At 46.5% G+C, this 18,281-nt stretch carries 14 protein-coding genes; 6 read left to right on the top strand and 8 right to left on the bottom strand.

Going from position 1 to position 18,281, the window contains the following annotated elements; genetic code table 11:
- Positions 1 to 31: 31 nt before the first annotated feature.
- A complete protein-coding gene (locus WC773_03730) occupies positions 32 to 988 on the top strand; it encodes a tyrosine-type recombinase/integrase (GenBank protein MFA6082493.1) in 957 nt (318 codons plus the stop codon).
- Positions 989 to 1,477: 489 nt separating this feature from the next.
- Here WC773_03730 and WC773_03725 read toward each other — a convergent pair whose 3' ends face one another.
- The 3 genes from WC773_03725 to WC773_03715 all read right to left on the bottom strand — a co-directional run bounded on the left by WC773_03725 (position 1,478) and on the right by WC773_03715 (position 5,366).
- The gene (locus tag WC773_03725; protein ID MFA6082492.1) at positions 1,478 to 3,619 is read right to left on the bottom strand and encodes a polyribonucleotide nucleotidyltransferase; all 2,142 of its coding nucleotides are present in this window, start codon (positions 3,617 to 3,619) and stop codon (positions 1,478 to 1,480) included.
- Between the two features lie 137 nt (positions 3,620 to 3,756).
- Complete coding sequence (rpsO, locus tag WC773_03720; protein ID MFA6082491.1) at positions 3,757 to 4,011, bottom strand: 30S ribosomal protein S15; 255 nt, start codon at positions 4,009 to 4,011, stop codon at positions 3,757 to 3,759.
- A 203-nt stretch (positions 4,012 to 4,214) separates the two neighbouring features.
- Positions 4,215 to 5,366 (bottom strand): DHH family phosphoesterase, encoded by a 1,152-nt coding sequence (locus WC773_03715; GenBank protein MFA6082490.1) that lies wholly within the window; start codon positions 5,364 to 5,366, stop codon positions 4,215 to 4,217.
- A 257-nt stretch (positions 5,367 to 5,623) separates the two neighbouring features.
- Between WC773_03715 and rpsT the strand changes: the two genes are divergently transcribed.
- The gene (gene rpsT, locus WC773_03710; GenBank protein MFA6082489.1) at positions 5,624 to 5,959 is read left to right on the top strand and encodes a 30S ribosomal protein S20; all 336 of its coding nucleotides are present in this window, start codon (positions 5,624 to 5,626) and stop codon (positions 5,957 to 5,959) included.
- 75 nt (positions 5,960 to 6,034) lie between these two features.
- Here rpsT and holA read toward each other — a convergent pair whose 3' ends face one another.
- The 5 genes from holA to WC773_03685 form a co-directional block, all read right to left on the bottom strand.
- Complete coding sequence (gene holA / locus WC773_03705; protein ID MFA6082488.1) at positions 6,035 to 6,976, bottom strand: DNA polymerase III subunit delta; 942 nt, start codon at positions 6,974 to 6,976, stop codon at positions 6,035 to 6,037.
- A gap of 193 nt (positions 6,977 to 7,169) precedes the next feature.
- Positions 7,170 to 9,764, bottom strand: coding sequence for a DNA polymerase I (locus WC773_03700; protein ID MFA6082487.1), 2,595 nt, complete (start codon positions 9,762 to 9,764; stop codon positions 7,170 to 7,172).
- Between the two features lie 224 nt (positions 9,765 to 9,988).
- On the bottom strand, positions 9,989 to 10,744 hold the full coding sequence (locus WC773_03695; protein MFA6082486.1) for a helix-turn-helix domain-containing protein: 756 nt from the start codon (positions 10,742 to 10,744) through the stop codon (positions 9,989 to 9,991).
- Between the two features lie 60 nt (positions 10,745 to 10,804).
- A complete protein-coding gene (locus tag WC773_03690; protein ID MFA6082485.1) occupies positions 10,805 to 12,103 on the bottom strand; it encodes a UDP-N-acetylmuramoyl-L-alanyl-D-glutamate--2,6-diaminopimelate ligase in 1,299 nt (432 codons plus the stop codon).
- Positions 12,100 to 13,014 carry a peptidoglycan bridge formation glycyltransferase FemA/FemB family protein gene (locus tag WC773_03685; protein MFA6082484.1) on the bottom strand — a complete coding sequence of 305 codons (915 nt, stop codon included), beginning with the start codon at positions 13,012 to 13,014 and terminating at the stop codon, positions 12,100 to 12,102. The genes WC773_03690 and WC773_03685 overlap by 4 nt, the downstream gene beginning before the upstream one ends.
- A 747-nt stretch (positions 13,015 to 13,761) precedes the next feature.
- Between WC773_03685 and tsaD the strand changes: the two genes are divergently transcribed.
- From tsaD to WC773_03665, 4 genes are all read left to right on the top strand, one after another.
- Positions 13,762 to 14,802, top strand: a complete 1,041-nt coding sequence (gene tsaD / locus WC773_03680) for a tRNA (adenosine(37)-N6)-threonylcarbamoyltransferase complex transferase subunit TsaD (protein MFA6082483.1) — start codon at positions 13,762 to 13,764, stop codon at positions 14,800 to 14,802.
- Positions 14,799 to 16,898 carry a valine--tRNA ligase gene (locus WC773_03675; GenBank protein MFA6082482.1) on the top strand — a complete coding sequence of 700 codons (2,100 nt, stop codon included), beginning with the start codon at positions 14,799 to 14,801 and terminating at the stop codon, positions 16,896 to 16,898. Before tsaD ends, WC773_03675 begins: the two co-directional genes overlap by 4 nt.
- 68 nt (positions 16,899 to 16,966) lie before the next feature.
- Complete coding sequence (locus tag WC773_03670; protein MFA6082481.1) at positions 16,967 to 17,554, top strand: hypothetical protein; 588 nt, start codon at positions 16,967 to 16,969, stop codon at positions 17,552 to 17,554.
- 160 nt (positions 17,555 to 17,714) lie between these two features.
- Entirely contained in the window at positions 17,715 to 18,254 is a 540-nt protein-coding gene (locus tag WC773_03665) for a hypothetical protein (protein MFA6082480.1), read from the top strand.
- Positions 18,255 to 18,281 lie beyond the last annotated feature (27 nt).

Genomic DNA, 18,281 nt, shown 5'->3' with positions numbered 1-18,281 from the left:
AAAATTCGTCTCTTTGTGTTATACTTTTTTTATGACATTATCCGACGCAACTGATGCTTTTATGCAGCATTTGGAGCTTGAAAAAAATCGATCATTACACACGATCGAGAGCTATTCGCATTATTTAAACCGATTTAACGCTTGGGCAGAAGAGCAAAACGTTACCTCGGTTGATCAAATTACCGATGATTTGGTGCTGCGATTTCGCCAGTATTTGAATCGTCTCAAAAATCAAAAAGACGAACCGCTGTCAAAATCAACTCAAAACTATCATTTAATTGCGCTGCGATCACTTTTGCGCTATTTAAATCGCAAAAATGTGGTGGCGATGGCAGCAGAGAAGATTGATTTACCGGCGAACGACTCGCGCCAGATTCAGTTTTTGGATCACGAAGAATTGGTGCGATTGTTGCAGATGCCTAACCCCAAAACGATTAAAGGTGCGCGTGACTTGGCATTGCTGCATACCTTATTCTCGACCGGATTGCGAGTGTCCGAAATTGCATCACTTAATCGAGATCAGGTTAATTTGGAACGCGGCGAATTTGCGGTGATTGGCAAGGGACGCAAAGAACGGATTGTTTTTTTGTCGGCGGTGGCTACCGAGTATCTGCGCCAGTATTTAATTAGCCGCACCGACGATGATAACGCCGTGTTTATTCGGTTAAAAGATCCGATCCCAGAGGCCGAGCAACAACTTGACCGCAGCTTACGCTTATCTGACCGATCAATTGAACGAATTGTGCAGGGATATGCCAAAGCGGCTGGCATTGTTAAAACTGTCACTCCGCATACTTTGCGCCACTCGTTTGCCACCGATTTGTTGATGAATGGCGCCAACATTCGCGATGTTCAAGCGATGTTGGGGCACGCCTCGTTGAATACCACGCAAATTTACACGCACGTAACAAATCAACACTTAAAAGACATCCACACTGCTTTTCATGATAAAAAAGTAGAAGAACCTCCTGTTGACAAAACTGAATAATACTGTACTATAAAACTATCTCGCTTCGGGGTGATGGCCATGTGCGTACCTCTGCGTCAAGAAACCGTAGTAGGGTGCAAATCGCCGGATATACTGGCGTTTCGCTACGCTCGGGACGCTGGTCTATGCCAGCTCACCGAGACGCCAATCGCCCAAGTCGAAGGGCTTGTGCGCGTAGTCGTTGAGTTCAATTCGATAGAAGGACTCCGGGCTTGTGGCTACATGGCGCACGCGATTACCTTTAAAGAACTGCTGGCAGGCATGACGTCCAGCGTTTTTGCGCCCCGTCGTACACCCCATACAGGCAGAAAAGCGCCTGACCGATCTTACGAGCTGGAAGCGTGGTACAGGGGTTACGGCGAACAGTGACCGCGCGGATTACCTCGACCGACCGCCCCGACTCTTGTAGTCGCTGGGCGGTTCTTTTTTAGATACCAAAAGGGCGGACTTACAAGTCCGCCCCTACGACGCTCATCGTAATTCAATTATTTATTCGTGGAAGCGTTGTTCAACGGGCTGGTTTTGTTCGCCGTATCGTTTGATAGAGAGCCCAATGCGGCCACGCTCTTTGTCGATATCTGTAACAACCACGTTAACGGTTTGGCCAACTTTCAGCACATCGGACACCTTTTCAATACGTTCCGGTGCTACTTCTGAAATATGCACCATTCCATCTTGATTCGGGGTAATTTGCACAATTGCGCCAATTTCGTTACCGCGCATGCGGTCTTTCACGATATTGGTTACCTCACCGGTGTATTTTTCACCGATTTTAATTTCTTTGGTTAGCCCTTCAATCCAGCTGATCGCTTTTTTAGACATTTCGGGATCGGTGGACGAAACCATAATGGTGCCGTCATCATCAATGTCGATGCTGGTAATCTCTTTGCCGCCACATTCGGTGACGATTTTGTTGATCGTTTTACCGCCGCCACCAATTACGATGCCGATTTTTTCCGGATCAATTTTAATAGCGGTAATTCGCGGGGCAAATTGTGATAAATCTTTGCGCACTTCTGGGATCACTTTAAGCATTTCACCCAAAATAAACATTCGGCCTTCTTTGGCTTGCATCACCGTGTCGTGGATAATTTCGGGGGTGAGCCCGGCAATTTTAACGTCTAGCTGAATTGCGGTGATACCATTTTTGGTGCCGGCGATTTTGAAATCCATATCGCCCGAGAAATCTTCCAACCCTTGCAAGTCGGATAGCACGCAGTATTTCCCTTTTTCGTCTGTCATCAAGCCCATGGCAATACCGGAAACTGGCTCTAAAATTGGCACGCCCGCGTCCATTAACGCTAAGGTGGAGCCGCAGGTTGAGGCCATCGATGACGAGCCGTTGCTAGACAACACTTCGGACACTAAACGAATGGTGTATGGGAATGTTTGTTGATCTGGGATAACCGGATATAACGCGCGTTCGGCTAAGGCGCCGTGGCCAATTTCGCGACGAGACGCACCACGCACCGGTCGTACTTCACCGGTTGAGAAAGGTGGGAAGTTGTAGTGATGCATAAAGCGCTTGGTGCTTTCTTCGTCCATCGTTTCAATAATTTGCTCTTCGCCTGGCGCTCCTAGGGTGGCGATGGTTAGAGCTTGGGTTTGGCCTCGAGTAAACAAACCGCTACCATGCGTACGAGGCAGCAATCCGACTTCGATAAATAACGGTCGAATTTCTTTAGGATGACGGCCATCGGGTCTGATACCTTTGTCTAAAATGGCAGCGCGCAGCTTCTTTTCTACCACTTTGGCAAACGCCACTTTTAGATCAACTTGTTTGTAATCACCATCAAAGTTAGACAGCACTTGAGTTTCAAACGCAGCTAAACTAGTTTCGCGCTGTTCTTTGTCGGCCATGGTTAGAATTTCGTCTAGCTGTCCGCCAACGTAATCCGCCACTTTATCGTGCATGGTGGTGTCTAGGCCGGTTTCGGTTTGATTGACCGGATTGATTATATCGACTAATTTTTTCTGGATTTCTAAGGTTGGTTTAAGATTTTCTTGCGCAAAAGCGATTGCTTTAATTACCGTCTCTTCCGGTACTTGATTAGCGCCGGCCTCAATCATCACCACTCGCTCGGATGTTCCTGAAACTACTAAATCAAGCGAGCTTTTTTCTCGCTCGCTGCGAGTTGGGTTGATAATAAATTTATCATCGACTAAACCAACGCGCACAGCACCAATTGGTCCGCGGAATGGCACGGTTGATGCCATCAAGGCGGCTGAAGCGGCAACGATGGAGACTACGTCTGGGTCATTTTCGTTATCAAAAGACAACACGGTTACAATTACTTGAACATCGCGACGTTCGTATTTTGAAAACATCGGGCGTACGCTGCGATCAATCAAGCGCGAGGTTAAAATGGCTTGGTCAGACGGACGACCTTCACGTTTAATAAAGCGGCTACCGGAAATTTTGCCGGCCGCGTACAATCGTTCCTCATATTCTACTTGGAGTGGAAAGAAATCGGTGCCATCTTTAGCTTCCGGCGCCATTACTGCCGTGGCTAATACTACCGTGTCACCGTATCGAACTGTTACCGATCCATCGGCTAATCCGGCAAATTTACCTATCTCAAAAGAAAGCTCTTTGCCGCCGAGCTCGGTCTTGATCGTTTTTATGTCCATGTGCCCTTTCTTTAGGACAAGTAGTACTAATTGGACTTTATCGGATGAAGCACGAAATACTTTTGGTCTTGCTCCATTTCGCTAAAGACTAATTAGACTAAACTGTCCAAAAACATTAATTTGTTAAATGATAAGTATTACTTACGCAGACCTAAATCTGCGATGATTTTTTCATAGCCTTCTAAATCGGTTTTGGCCATGTAATTAAGCAAGCGACGACGTTTGCCCACCATTTTTAACAAACCGACTCTGCTATCAAAATCTTTGCGATGTTCGCGCAAATGCTCGGTTAGTTCTTTAATTTTAGCGGTCAATACCGCAACCTGCACCGATGTTGATCCGGTGTCTTCTTTGTGGGTTTGATATTTCTTGATCAGATTCTTCTCTGCCATGTTTATCCTTAATTACTTTTGTTATCCTACTGCTTAGTTATATCACTGATAGTTGATTTGGTCAAGACAAGCCTCATAAACTGTCATTTCGACTCCTCGAGCATTGTCTCGAGGGTGGAGAAATCTAAGAAAGAATCCCTTCCACCATTAAAAATTTCAAATTTCAAATTTCAAATTCTTGCTTTAGGTTTCCCCGCAACACCCTATTTCCCCGACCGATCTGCTTGAAGCTGTTTCACTTTGTCGATTACTAATGCCTGACTGTCCGCAAGCGTGGTATTTGGAATATCAAACGCAGCCGCGGCCGCATGTCCACCACCCCCAAAAAGATTGGCGATCACCGAAACATCAACCGTTTTATTAATCGCGCGCAACGAGCCATGAACTCCCCCGTCTCGCTCCGATAACATCAAAGCGAAACTAGACCCGGTAGTAGTCTTGAGCAATTCGTCAATAATGCCGCTGGTTTGCTCTGGAGCAGCGCCGGCATCCGCAATCTCGGTTGCGGTAGCGTAAGACCACACAAAATCAGCTTCTTCTTGCACATTCGCCAAAATTGTTCCCCATAGCTTGAGTGTTGACAAAGATTTGGTGCGAAACAGATTATGAATGATTTCTTGCTGTCTGGCGCCGGCCGCAATTAACTGTGCTGCCACCGTAAACGATTTCGGCGTAGTATTATTGTTCTGAAAACTGTTGGTATCGCTAATAATGCCGCACAGCAAACAGGTAGCAGTGTCTTCATCAAGCAAATTCTGTTCGCGACCCAAAGATTCAATCACCGAAACCAGTATTTCCGAGGTGGATGTAGCGGTCATATCTACCAAATTTACTCGACCCCAATGGTCATTTCCGGGATGATGGTCAATATTTACCACCGGCACATCGAAAAACATATCCGGATTCTGAGTATAAACGTCTCCAATTCGCTCAATATCGGCGCAGTCAAGCGCAATAATCAGATCCCACGCGTATTGGCCGGTCGAAAATGTTAAACGCGATGCATCAATAGTAATATTTTGATCCGGCGTCACAATAATATTTAGTTGGTTATCGGGTGATTTTTGATACATCACCTTTTTTACCGGCGTCTGCTCGGTATCAATAGAGATAATTAGATCTTTGTGAGCGCTAATTTGAGATTGAATTTCGGTGATACCGGGTAAAAAATGATGTAATTGATGCTCTGGGTTTGCAGCAGCAATAGTTACCGATTTGTTTAGCTTGGTTAAAGCCAGCTTAAGCCCCAACGCACTACCAAGACCATCGCCGTCTGGGCGATCATGAGTTACGATTAAGATATTGTTTGCCCCTTTTGCTAACTCGACGATTTGTTGTTTTGGAGTTAATTCCATATTGCCTTTATCAAATTGGCTGACAGATTAATATAGCAAAAAAGCGACAAAAGAGCAATAGCCTTTGTCCCCTCTCCTTACTGAGGAGAGGGTGGCTGCAAGCCGGGTGAGGAGCTCCTCATCCGCCCTACGGGCACCTTCTCCTCGTGAGGAGAAGGGTTTCCATAAATGTGGACGATTACTAATAAAATATTTGCACAAGACAATTTTATATGTTAATATATTAGTTAAACCAACCATCAAAAGGATTTTGAGATATGCCAATTACATCATCTGCCAAAAAAGCTGTATCTGTTGCCAAACGCCGTGCCAGCGAAAACATCGTGCTAAAAAACACCTACAAACGTGCCCTAAAAGAGGCGCGCAAGTTAGTGTTGGTTAGCCCGGATAGCGCAACCGACGCGATTTCTCAGGCCCAAAGCTCGCTAGACAAAGCGGTAAAAACCAAATTGCTACATCGCCGCACCGCTAGCCGATTACTCTCAAGATTAGCTTCAAAAGCAACGTCTCCGGTCGTAAAACCGACCAAAAAAGCGGTTTCAGCCAAGGCCAAAACAGCCACGAAAAAGAAAAAGACCAATAAGGGGAATTAGGGACATTTGGGTGATTGGGAAAACAAACGGTTTCCCCCAATACCCCTAATCACCCTAAGCCCCCTAACCGTCTTCTCAAATTCTACATAAATTCAGCATTACCGGCTCGGCCTCAAGGCCGAGTTTTAGGTTGATATCTGCCAAACACAACCGCGTATAGTAGTTTATTAGCTTAACTTGGCCAGTCTTTTGCGCAGTCGCTTTCATCTTCTGAATCACGAACGGTTTGATGTTCATTTTGACACTTATCTGAGCATCAGACATCTTCCCCGGGGCATTATCAGATACTATTAGTTGTTTTCTCACCAGGCTAATTAATAGCCCTAGTATTTTTAACGGATCAGCACCAAATCTTAACTCATTAAGCATAAGCGAACACGCAGTTTTTACTTGATTCCCCATAATAGCATCAGATAGTTGAAAAATACGCGATTCGAGCGTTTCCGGCACCAACGTCTCGACCATTTCTGTGGTGATTTCTTTGCTATTTGCATACAAACGCAATTTTTCCAACTCGTTTGCCAACCGAAAGCTGTCTAATCCAATTCGATTTAATAGTAAATTCTTGGCGGCAAAGTTAATTTTGATGTCAGATTTTTGAATAATCAGCGTAGCGGATTTGTTAATGCTGGCCAACGAAACCGGTGCAAAATAATCCACCTTATAGTTGTTTTTAAGCTGATTAAGCAAAGCGTCTTTTGGATCAATTTTGCCCTCTTCGACTAATACCAGCACTGTTGATTCTGGCACACTAGGCAAGTACGCCGTCATTTTCTCGGCCACATTTTTGGGCGCTGAAAAAACGTTGCGTACCACTACTAATCTTTTCCCGGAAAACAACGGCACTAGTGATACGGCGTTCTGAATTTGATCAAAAGTAACTTCAGACGCATCTAAGTCTATGCTGTCTAATAATAAATCTGTCTGCTTAGATAGCTTATCGGTCCATTGCTTTAATTTAGCCCGTATCGCCGCGCTATCCTCACCGTAAAATAAATAAATATTGCTTTTAATCATAAATTTTACCTCTATCACCTGTCATTTCGACTCGGGGAGTGTGTCAACACGACCGCGGCGGAGAAATCTGAATAGAATCCCTTCCAGAATTAAAAATTTCAAATTTCAAACTTCAAATTTCAAATTCTTAATTAAGATTTCTCCAACAGCTCGACAATGCTCGCAGGGTCGAAATGACAGAAACAGGAAGTTTCTATTGTTCGAATTTGCTCATGTTTCCCCAGTTTTCACCCACTTTAACCTCTGCTACCAGCGGAACATCCAATTTGCACACGCTAGTCATAATTTGAGGCAAATTCTTAGCCACAAAATCAACTTCGGCCTCGGCTACTTCAAAAATTAACTCGTCATGAATCGTTAACACCGGCTTAATCTGATCTTGGTGCAATGCAAATTCGTGACCAGCTTTGATCATCGCCATCTTCAAAATATCAGCCACCGCGCCCTGCATTGGAAAGTTCATCGCCATGCGCTCTGCCCCCGCCCGTACCGCCCATGCGCCCGAATTGATCTCGGGGAAAATGCGTCGGCGTCCAAATAAAGTAGTGTAATAGCCATCTCGCCTGGACTGCTCAATTACTTTTTCCAAAAACTGTTTGATACCGGGGTAGGACGCAAAATATCGATCGATAAACTGTTTTGCTTCAGCATGGCTAATACTAAGTTGGCCGGACAAGCGATGCGCAGACAACCCATATAATATACCAAAATTGATTGTTTTAGCTGCCCGTCGTAACTCACTAGTAACCAACTTTGGGTCAATTTGATGAATCTTGGCTGCCGTAGCGGTGTGAATATCCAAACCGGAATTAAAATCGGAAATCATATTCTGATCGCCAGACAAATGCGCCAAAACGCGCAGCTCAATTTGCGAGTAATCGGCCGAAACTAATTTTGTTTTGGGCGCCGCCACAAAAGCTTGACGAATTTGATCACCGTACTCGGATCGAATTGGGATGTTCTGTAAATTCGGATCAGTTGACGAAAATCGGCCGGTTGCCGCACCGAGCTGATTGTAGGTGGTGTGAATTCGCCCGTCTTTAGGGTCAATTAACGCCGGCAACGCGTCTAAATAGGTGTTTTTAAGCTTGGCTAATTCACGATATCGCAACACCAAATCCACCACAGGATGCGCCGACCGGAGTACCTCTAGCGTCTCGGCATCGGTTGAATACGCCGTTTTGTTTTTTTTAACATCCTTAGCGCTAATTTGGAGCTTGTTGAACAGAATATCGCTTAATTGACTAGGCGAGGCGATGTTAAACTCTTGGCCGGCCAGGTGCCATATCTCTTTCTCCACTTTGGCAATTTGCGCTGTGAATTCAGTTGATAAATCGTTTAGCTTGTGCGGCTCTACTAATATGCCGTTGTTTTCAATTTTAGCGATAACCGGAATTAGCGGCAGCTCAACTTCTTGCCAAAGCTTGGTCATTTTAGATTCGTCAATTTTTTCACCCAAATTTTTTCTTAGAGCAAAACATTGACATGCAATTTGAGCGGCGTCTTCTAACGTTTTCACATTATCGATTCTAGCCTCGTCTTGTGTTAGGTTGATGGCAAGATTTACGTCAAAATACGGCTGCTTGAGTGACGACTCGGCGTTTTCGAGTAAGAAAATGACATTTTTGATATTTGGAGAAATTATTTCGACGCCCGATGCCAGTATTTTATTTAATATCGACTTTGATTTATCGTCCCATTTTAAAATATATGCTTGATCTGCGCTGGTGGCGATTGCGACTCCGGTAATTTGACCGCGTCGCGGTGAATCTCCTTCATAGGTTAAGACCAATGCGACACTATCACCTGCCGTCTCGAACGCAGTGAGAGATTCCGTTTTTATCTGAGCCAGACGGGGTCGCTCGCCGTTCGATTCACTCGCGGTGTCGAGATGACCACTTCGCAACCCGCGCAATCGCGTCATTAAACTGTGAAACTGCAAATCGCTAAATATTTTCTCGGTCTCTGGCGTTACGCGGCCGTCCCATTTGGCTTTGTCCAAATCAAAATCAATCTTAATATTAGTATCAATCGTCGCCAGCACCTCAGACAAATACGCTGTCTCTTTTTGATCAATTAAATTCTGCTTCACTTTACCCTGCAACAACGGCTGATTTTCGTCGTCCAGCGCGGCGTAAATCTTGTCCAGGGTATGATAATGCGTAACCAGCTTGGTCGCTGTTACATCACCAATGCCGGCCACGCCGGGAATATTATCAGACGGATCTCCGCGCAACGCTTTGTAAACGATTATTTCGGCCGGAGTTAACCCCATTTTGTGTTCAAGTTCTTTGGGAGTGATGATTTCGGACTTATTGATGCCGGAGCCAAGCGTGATGACCGAAATATGGTCGTCAAGTAGCTGCAGCGTGTCTTTATCGCCGGTGAGGATGTAAACGTGAGTTCCATTTGCGTGTTGCTTGGCGATGGTGCCGATTAGGTCATCTGCTTCTACGCCTACTTGGGTCAATATTGGAATTTGCATTGATTCGACGATTTGGTGAATACGCGGAATTTGGTCAACCAACTCCTGCTCCATCGGCTTGCGCTGAGCTTTATATTGCGGATACTGCTTGTGGCGAAAAGTGTCTCCTTTAACATCAAAACACGCCACCACGTATGACGGTTTGGCGGTGGCGATGGCGGTAATTAACGAGCTAGTAAACCCATAAATGGCGTTTGTCAGCTCACCACTGGCCGTTTTCATGCCTAATGGTATCGCGTGATAGGCACGATGAATCAGGGCATTACCATCAATTAGAAGTAAAGTCGGTTTTGGTGTTTGCATACCACCATTAAACTAAGTTGATCACCAAAAGTCAAAGAGCACCACGTAGAGCTGTCATTTCGACCCTAGAAGCTGGCTCGAGCGACTACGTTGGCTCCGCCCGTAGACTACGCCCGGAGGGAGAAATCTGAGAAAGAGTCCCTTCCAGTTTTTTCTTGAGATTTCTCCACCCCCGATTTGAACATCGGGGAGTCGAAATGACAGGTCGTGACGCAATTCAAATTCTATTCTGCCGTAGGCAGAATTAAATGTTCCCCGGAGAGAATCCGCCATTCAAGATCGAAAATAGCTTGGTATTGAGCGGCAATGCGGTCATCGTTTTGCAAATAAAGCTGAATCATCCCATTTTCGCTTAGGAAAGTGCCCACGCGATGTTGAAAAATCAAAGTAGTGGCCGGAAATTGGACTTTTTTATTCGGTACTACACGATGATCCAAATAAACAATTAAATCGGCATTAACCGAGTTAGGCACAATTACCTTGGGACGAAACTCGGAATCGATGGCCTTTTTAGCCAGAGGCTTGACCAATTCGTAGTGCGCTTGATCGTTAATGTAAGCAGAATGCAAAAGCTCCTTGGGCAAAACGCTCTCAATATACTGCTTAACGGCCACCGACCCTTCGATTAAAGTGGTAGTTGGATCGGTAAACGTAGCTTTGGTGATCTGTTTTAGATCCGGTAACAAGCTTTGAATTAAACGATAAGATTGAATTGCTTCTTTGGCTCGCATCATAAAATGTTGATCCAGATTCTCAAGAGGAGTTGGTTTATATACTCGCACCGCTTCGAAATCGTCAGAGGTAATTAAGTTCATTTCAAGCAAATCGTTCAGTGCGGTGTAAACGGTAACACGCTTAATACCCGATTTTGCTGCCAATTCGGTTGCACCAGCCTCACCAAGCTCAAGCGCACTAACATAAACTCGTGCCTGCAAAGACGTTAGTCCGGCGTGTACTAAATGTTCAACCATACTTCTCATTTTTGCCCCTCTAGCTTATGTTATTACAAAAACACTGTGTAGAAAACTTGCTTTATGCCCTTACCTGTTCCCATACCCGGCGCGAACCAATTCTTCAATCACCACTTCTTTATCAGACCAAGGCACAAACTCACCCTTAACCGCCATTGCGGTTTCGGCACCCTTTCCGGTGATGGTTACAACGTCGTTTGGTTTTGCTAACGAAAATGCATGGCGAATAGCGGCGCGACGGTCCAAAGTACGCCAGTACGTTACGCCCTCACTTTGTCGCGGATTATCCTTTTCAATTCCACTAGCTACGCTATCGATGATTGATTGCGGATCTTCCGAATACGGATCTTCATTAGTAATCACCACATATTTCGCCTCTCGCCCGGCAATTTGACCCAAAATTGGGCGTTTTGTTACGTCTCGCTCACCGCACGCACCCAAAACCGATAGTATCGCCCCATCATTTTGCACCGGTTTCAATGCATCGTACATTTTCTCTAACGCGTCTGGCGTATGAGCGTAGTCAATAATGACCGTAAATGGCTGACCACACTCTACTTTCTGCATTCGCCCGGGCACTGCCGTCATTTTAGCAATACCGTTTTGAATAATATGAGTAGGAATACCGAAGCCAAGCGCCACCGCCACCGCGGCCATAATATTCTGCCAATTAAACTGCCCAACCAGCCTAGTGTTCACTTGTAACTGGCTGTTTGAATTAGGCAGATTAAATGTTAGGGTTGAGTATCCGTCTTGTGCTGTAACTTCGGACAAAGCCAGAGCGTGTTGTTTTGTCACGTCACGACTATACGGAATGTGCAAATCTGCCGGCAAATCGTTAAACTCCGCACCATTTGGATCATCTAAATTGACCACCGACAATCTTAAATCGTTAAACAGCTGGCGCTTCGCCGCAACGTATCTATCAAACGTGCCGTGATAATCCAAATGATCGTGCGTGATATTGGTTAGCACCCCACAATCAAACTTAATGCCGGCAAATCGATGCTGGTCTAGAGCGTGTGATGTTGCCTCAACGATAAATAAGTTGCACCCTGCATCGCGCGCTTTGGCTAAAAATTGATTTAGTATGCGAGGAGAAGGCGCGGTCATCTTCTGTCCGTTAACCACCTCTTCGCCGTTAATCCTAAACTGAATAGTGGTCAACAAAGCGACTCGATAACCGGCCGTCTCGAAAATTGAGGAAATTAAATTGGCGGTGGTGGTTTTGCCGTTCGTGCCAGTAATGCCAATTACCTGCATCTGCTTTGCTGGCCGACCGAACTGACGTGAAACTATCTCAGAGCGAACAGAGTGATACGCTTTGAGAGGTCCTCGACCAATTATTTTTTTAATCGTATTTTTCATTTTTTTCTCCCAAGCTGGTACAACTTATACCAAACCGGGTTATAAACCTTATCAAAACTACCCAAATAGTGCACCGTCTGGCCGCCAAACTCGCGCTTAAACCGCGATATACCGTGCCACGGGTGTTTTGGTGATGCATTTTCCGGCGCGACGCCGATCATATCATATACCGAGCACCCAAACTTTTTGGCGTCTGAGATGATAGTAAAGTGCAACAGATAGGGTGCCATCACGTTTCGATTTTGGTCTGATGAGGCGCCATACAGATAACTTGCCTTTCCTTGCCACAGCGCGACGATAGCGCCAGCAAGCACATCACCCTGATATTTTGCTACCCACAGCCCACCGGCACCGTTCGTTTCTAACAGCTGGATTAGATCGCGTAAATATTTTCCGCCGCGACCACTGATCTTTTTGCGCTTAGTGGTCTGTTCGTTTAGTTTAATAAACGCGACGATATCATCGGGCTGATTAGTGGCGACGACCTCAACACCGTGCTTCTGAGCCACCCCAATGTTGTATCGCCCTTTTGGCTTCATCTGTGCCAAAATATCCTGCACCAACGGCGTAATGTCGATTTCTTGGCGATGTTCCGGCTGCACCTCGTCCTTGGCTTTAATAAATCCGCCCTGACGCAAAACTGCAGCAGCTTCATCGGAGTACGGCACCAAAAATTCAGCACGGCCGAATACGGTGTTTGATTTTTTAAAATGATTTAGAGCGCTTGATGCCTTAGCTGCCATTGCGGGCAGATGGTCATCACTAATCGAGATTTCGGGTATATATAAGAAAGATTTATTTAAGCGTGGCGCGTTTTCGAGCACAGATAAATCTAAAGCATGATGCGCTTGCCAGCCGTTGGCAGCCTTAAAATCCCCCCACCACTTTGTTTGCATATAACTTGTTTGCATATCTTAAGTCTAAACAAATTACCAAGAAAGTGGTAGTAGGGGCGGACTCATACTTGTCCTCCGTAGCTTGGAGAGCGAAGGGGGATGTCCGCCCGATTATAAAAAGTTCGCCCCCGGGCCATAAATCGGCACGGGGGCGTAGGCGTCATGTTTCAGCGTAGTCGTCGCTCCTCGCCGGCGAAAAGCTGTGCGATCGTGGCAACAACTCGACTCGGAGACGCGATCTGGTCAAACCCAGTGACGCAAATCTCGACCCACCGCGTCATTTCGTTGTCACCGAAATACGGATCGACAGTCCCCGTTCTGTATGACACCAATGTGTCAAAATGCTGAGCAACACGTCGAAAGGCACATGCTAGCCAATGCGGGATGTTCTCACCTGGGCAAGTGGGCTCATACTCAGGAGGGTAGACGTCGCCACTGATGTCGGGGACAAACCCCTGCGCTCGCTTATCTGCGCGCAGAATCAGACACATCGCCAGGATCTTCCCATCGTACTGGACTACACGTTCTCGTCGCGGATCATTCGTCAGCAGGTGATGCAACCCGACGGGGTACTCTTTCATCTGCGTCTCCCTTTGCCTCCGTGAAAACGGAAGGGGGCGGGTGTTTAACGTGGCCGCCACGACACGGTTGTCATTCAGCCCTGTTGCTGAAACTGACGAGCAACTGCATATTACCACTATTATTCATTACTGTCAATGCATAAACTTTGCTCAAGCGCGCAAAATGTGATATAAAAGTGTTATGTCAGATAAAATTCGTACTATTTTAGCCATAGAATCTAGCTGTGACGAGACGGCGGCTGCGGTGATCAGAAACGGCACCGAGGTGCTGTCTAGTGTGGTATCCAGCCAAATTCCACTGCACGCACGATTTGGCGGGGTCGTGCCCGAAGTTGCAGCCCGCGCCCACGTTGAGCAAATTTTACCTGTGATTGAGCAGGCAATTTTGGAAGCGTTTGGTGATGGCGATGTTCGAGACTTAATCAAACAGCACGTCGACGCTATTGCCGTTACCACTCACCCCGGCTTGATCGGATCACTTTTAGTTGGCGTCAACAGCGCCAAAGCCCTCGCTTTTGCCCTAAATAAGCCGCTTATTCCGGTTAATCACCTTTTTGGCCACATCTTTAGCCCTTATTTGAGTAAAAACACCGAAATCCTATACCCAACCGTATCTCTGGTTGTTTCTGGTGGACACACCGCATTGTATTTAACATCCGCTGAAGAGATTAAAATGATTTCGCAAACGCGTGATGATGCTGCCGGCGAAGCCTTTGATAAAGCAGCTGCGTTGCTAAACCTACCCTATCCGGGCGGCCCATCGATAAGCATTGCCGCCACTAAAGGCGACTATACCAAATATCGCCTACCGCGTGGGCTATCGCAAAAATCTGAGCTCGACTTCTCTTTCTCTGGTTTGAAAACAGCATTGGCCGACCTAATGAAAAAGCTCGAAAAATCCGGAGTCGATTTGGGAAAAGAGCAATCAAACCTGGCCGCTAGTTTTCAAGATAGCGTGGTTGACAGTTTAGTAACCAAGACTATTTTTGCTGCGTCCAAATACCAAGCCAAACGGATTGCCCTGTGTGGCGGTGTGGCTGCCAATTCCGAGCTCAGAAACAGGCATCAGCAAAAAGCAAACGAGATCAACCTTGAGCTGGTTATGCCCGAAATGCAATTTTGCACCGACAATGCCGCCATGATTGGCGCGGCGGCGTATCGCCTATCACTCGCTGAAACACGCTTTAACTGGTATAATGTAGATGTTGAAAGAAATAAATGAGCGAAATCCCAAAATCATACATCGCCGCAAATCACGAATCAGACACTTACGATTTGTGGTTGGCTAAAAACAGTTTTGCACCCGCCAAAGATGGCGAGTCATTTTCGATATTAATGCCACCGCCAAACGCTAACGAAAGCCTGCACGTTGGCCATGCTTTAATGGTAACCATCGAAGACGTGATGGTGCGTTACGCCCGCATGAACTCAATGAGCGTTGAATGGGTTCCGGGCACAGACCATGCTGGCTTCGAAACCCAAGTGGTTTATGAACGCAAATTGCAGAAAGAAGATAAAAGTCGGTTTGATTTTACCGGCGATGAGCTACGCGGCCAAATACATCACTACGTTAAAGAACAACAGCAAACGATCATTTCGCAAATCAAACAGCTGGGGGCATCTTGTGATTGGAACAAACTTTACTTTACGCTTGATCAAAATATCGTTGACACCGCCTATTCCACTTTTCAAAAAATGCATCACGATAACCTACTCTACCGCGCCAAACGATTGGTTAACTACTGCACCAAACACGGCACCAGTTTTTCCGACCTAGAGGTAGAGTACGAAGAGCGCCCGGGCACCCTAACCTACATCAAATACCCGTTTGTCGATAAAAAACTTGGCCACGTGGTGGTAGCCACTACCAGACCAGAGACCATGTTGGGTGATGTAGCGGTAGCGGTAGCGCCAACCAGCCCACTAGCCAAACACGCCGGCCAAATGGTCGAGCTGCCGCTAGTTCAGCGACAAATTCCAATTGTGATTGATAAAAGCGTAGTCAAAGACTTTGGCTCGGGCAACGTTAAAGTTACCCCCGCCCACAGCCACATCGACGCTGAAATCGGAGCAACACACGGGCTAGACTCAATTGAAGTAATCGATTTTCGCGGCAAAATGTGTGGAGATATTCCACAAAACTTGATCGGCAAGAAAACAAACGAAGCCCGCACGCTAATTATCGACGAACTGAAAAAGCTCGGATTGATCGAAAAAGAAGAAACAATCGTGCACCGCGTTGGTGTTTGCTACAAATGCAAAACTCCAATCGAAATCTTGCCCAAAGAACAGTGGTGGGTTAAAACCGACCATTTGGCTCGCCGCGCTATCGAGGCTTTACGCAAAAACGAAATCACCATCACCCCCAAAGAGACCAAAACGCAACTAACGCGCTGGCTTGAGCATATTACCGACTGGAATATCTCTAGGCAAATTGTGTGGGGCATTCCGATTCCGGCGTGGTTTAAGGATGGCGAAGAGCCCAAAATTCAGATCGATTCGCCGGGAGACGGGTGGGTAAAAGACACTGACACCTTTGACACCTGGTTTTCGTCTACGCAGCTGCCGTTTGCCGCGCTGCATTATCCCAAAGGCGATCAAGCCGCGCGCTTTTTCCCCACCAGCGTAATGGAAACCGGTGGCGACATTTTGTTTTTCTGGGTAGCGCGCATGATTATGATGTCGCTTTATGTTACCGGCAAAATTCCGTTCAAGCACATCTACCTGCACGGGCTAGTGCTAGACGCCAAAGGCAAGAAAATGAGCAAATCCAAAGGCAACGTGGTTGATCCGCTGGTGTTGATGGATAAATACGGCACCGATGCGTTGCGCTGGGCGGTAATTCACGGGACATCAGCCGGCCAAAGTTTTAATATGACCGAAGACCGAGTGGTGGGTGGACGAAACTTTGCCAACAAGATTTGGAATGCCGCTAGATTTGTGATGCAATCTACCCCAACAGTTAAATCGTGCGATGTTAAACAATCACAAAATAAAGAAATTCTGCACCGATTAGATAAAACGGTTAAGTTAGTGACCAAATCATTCAACCAACACCAATACGCGCTAGCCACCGATGTCATACACGACTTTTTCTGGCATCAGTTTTGCGATGTCTATCTTGAGGAATCAAAACTGCTAATGGCAGATGAAAAATACGCCGACGAGACCAAATTCGCGTTATTGACCACGCTAACCACGTCATTAAAACTAATTCATCCGTTTATGCCGTTTGTGACCGAAGCAATCTGGCAAGAACTGAGTAAGCAAAAATTGGTCACCGAACCAATGCTTATATCGGCCAAGTGGCCAGAATAATAGGACCAATTGGGGACATTGGGGTGATTGGGGATATTGGGGGAACATAAGAACCCCCAATTACCCTTATGACCCTAATCTCCCTAAAATCCCTAATTAAAAAAACCACCTCCACCAAAAAACGTTGGTCGGTTTTTTATTGGACCATGGTTTTAATGCTAATTCTGGCCGTGCAGCCGTTAAAAAATCACGCCTACCGTGAAATTATGAAAGCGGGCAACAACGCGCTCTCAAATGGTAACTATTCCCAAGCGATCACCGATTATCAAAAACTTCGCCTGATCAAAATGAGTGACGCTAAAGCCATCAGCTTGATAAAAACGGCGCGAGATGGACAAAAAGACGTGCTGACCCTGCGCCAATTCTATATTGATCAAGGTAATACCAAAATGATTGATTTATTTGATCAAACCAGTCAAAAATCCCTAACCGCCCTAACTCCCCCAACAGCCCTGGCCGTCTGCCAAAATATTTATAACCAGAATCAACCAGAACTGGCGTTGGTTTGTGCTCAGAATTTAACCACTGTTTGGCCCCAGTTTCGCGATGGTTGGGCACTTTTAGAAACTGTCGCAAAAGCCAAAAATAATGCTGATATTGCCGCAACCGCCCATCAGCACGCACTCGAGCTCGATCCAAATTATGGAGATCAATAAGCTATTCTCACGCTCATCATACTATGTGCGTGATTGACAAATCAAGCGTAATAGTGTATAGTTAATATATCAATCGAGGGGCTTCACTACGTGCCCCATTCACAACTTCGGGCTTAACCGCCCATACCAGACCCACTTCGCGTGGGTAGGAGAAACTACAATGTCCGTCGCACATCCTCATGGGAGCGTCAGCAGCTCCCGCATTCCGCCCGTGGTCTTTCAAGCCGCCGGCGGGATCAGCATCGGTGCGGTGTTGCTTGTGCTAGCAGTAATGTTCATGCCACGCACGACAACTGCACCATCAACGACCAATCAAGTCGTTTTCGACCAGCCGGTCGGATCGAACAGCCAGTACTTCCCAGCAATTCAAGCCGCCATCACGATGATGAACAACGTCAGGTGGGGCGACGCCGACACCGCTGCCTTCGACGCCGCGACTCAGTACATGTCGTCCGAGTTCGCTAAGTCGCTTGCATTGCTCAGCCCATCCGATTTCCTGACCGGCGGCACATCCAAGTTCGGACTGGATAAGTTCAGTGGGCGCTCGAGAACCCAGGACTCCAAGGTGGTCGGCGGGCTTGTGTGGGTACCATATGACGTATATCGCACCGCTGACCCGCACACCGTGCTTGAGGTGCTGTATATAATCGTTGATCCAGCGACAAACAAGGTCGTCGATCGGCGATACGAACAATCATGAAGTATCATCCGCCTAATAGACCGCCGC

The organism is Patescibacteria group bacterium, assembly GCA_041660565.1.
In the GTDB taxonomy this organism is placed as follows: domain Bacteria; phylum Patescibacteriota; class UBA1384; order CAJBMM01; family CAJBMM01; genus JBAZWC01.
This window is presented reverse-complemented; position numbering and strand designations above follow the sequence as displayed.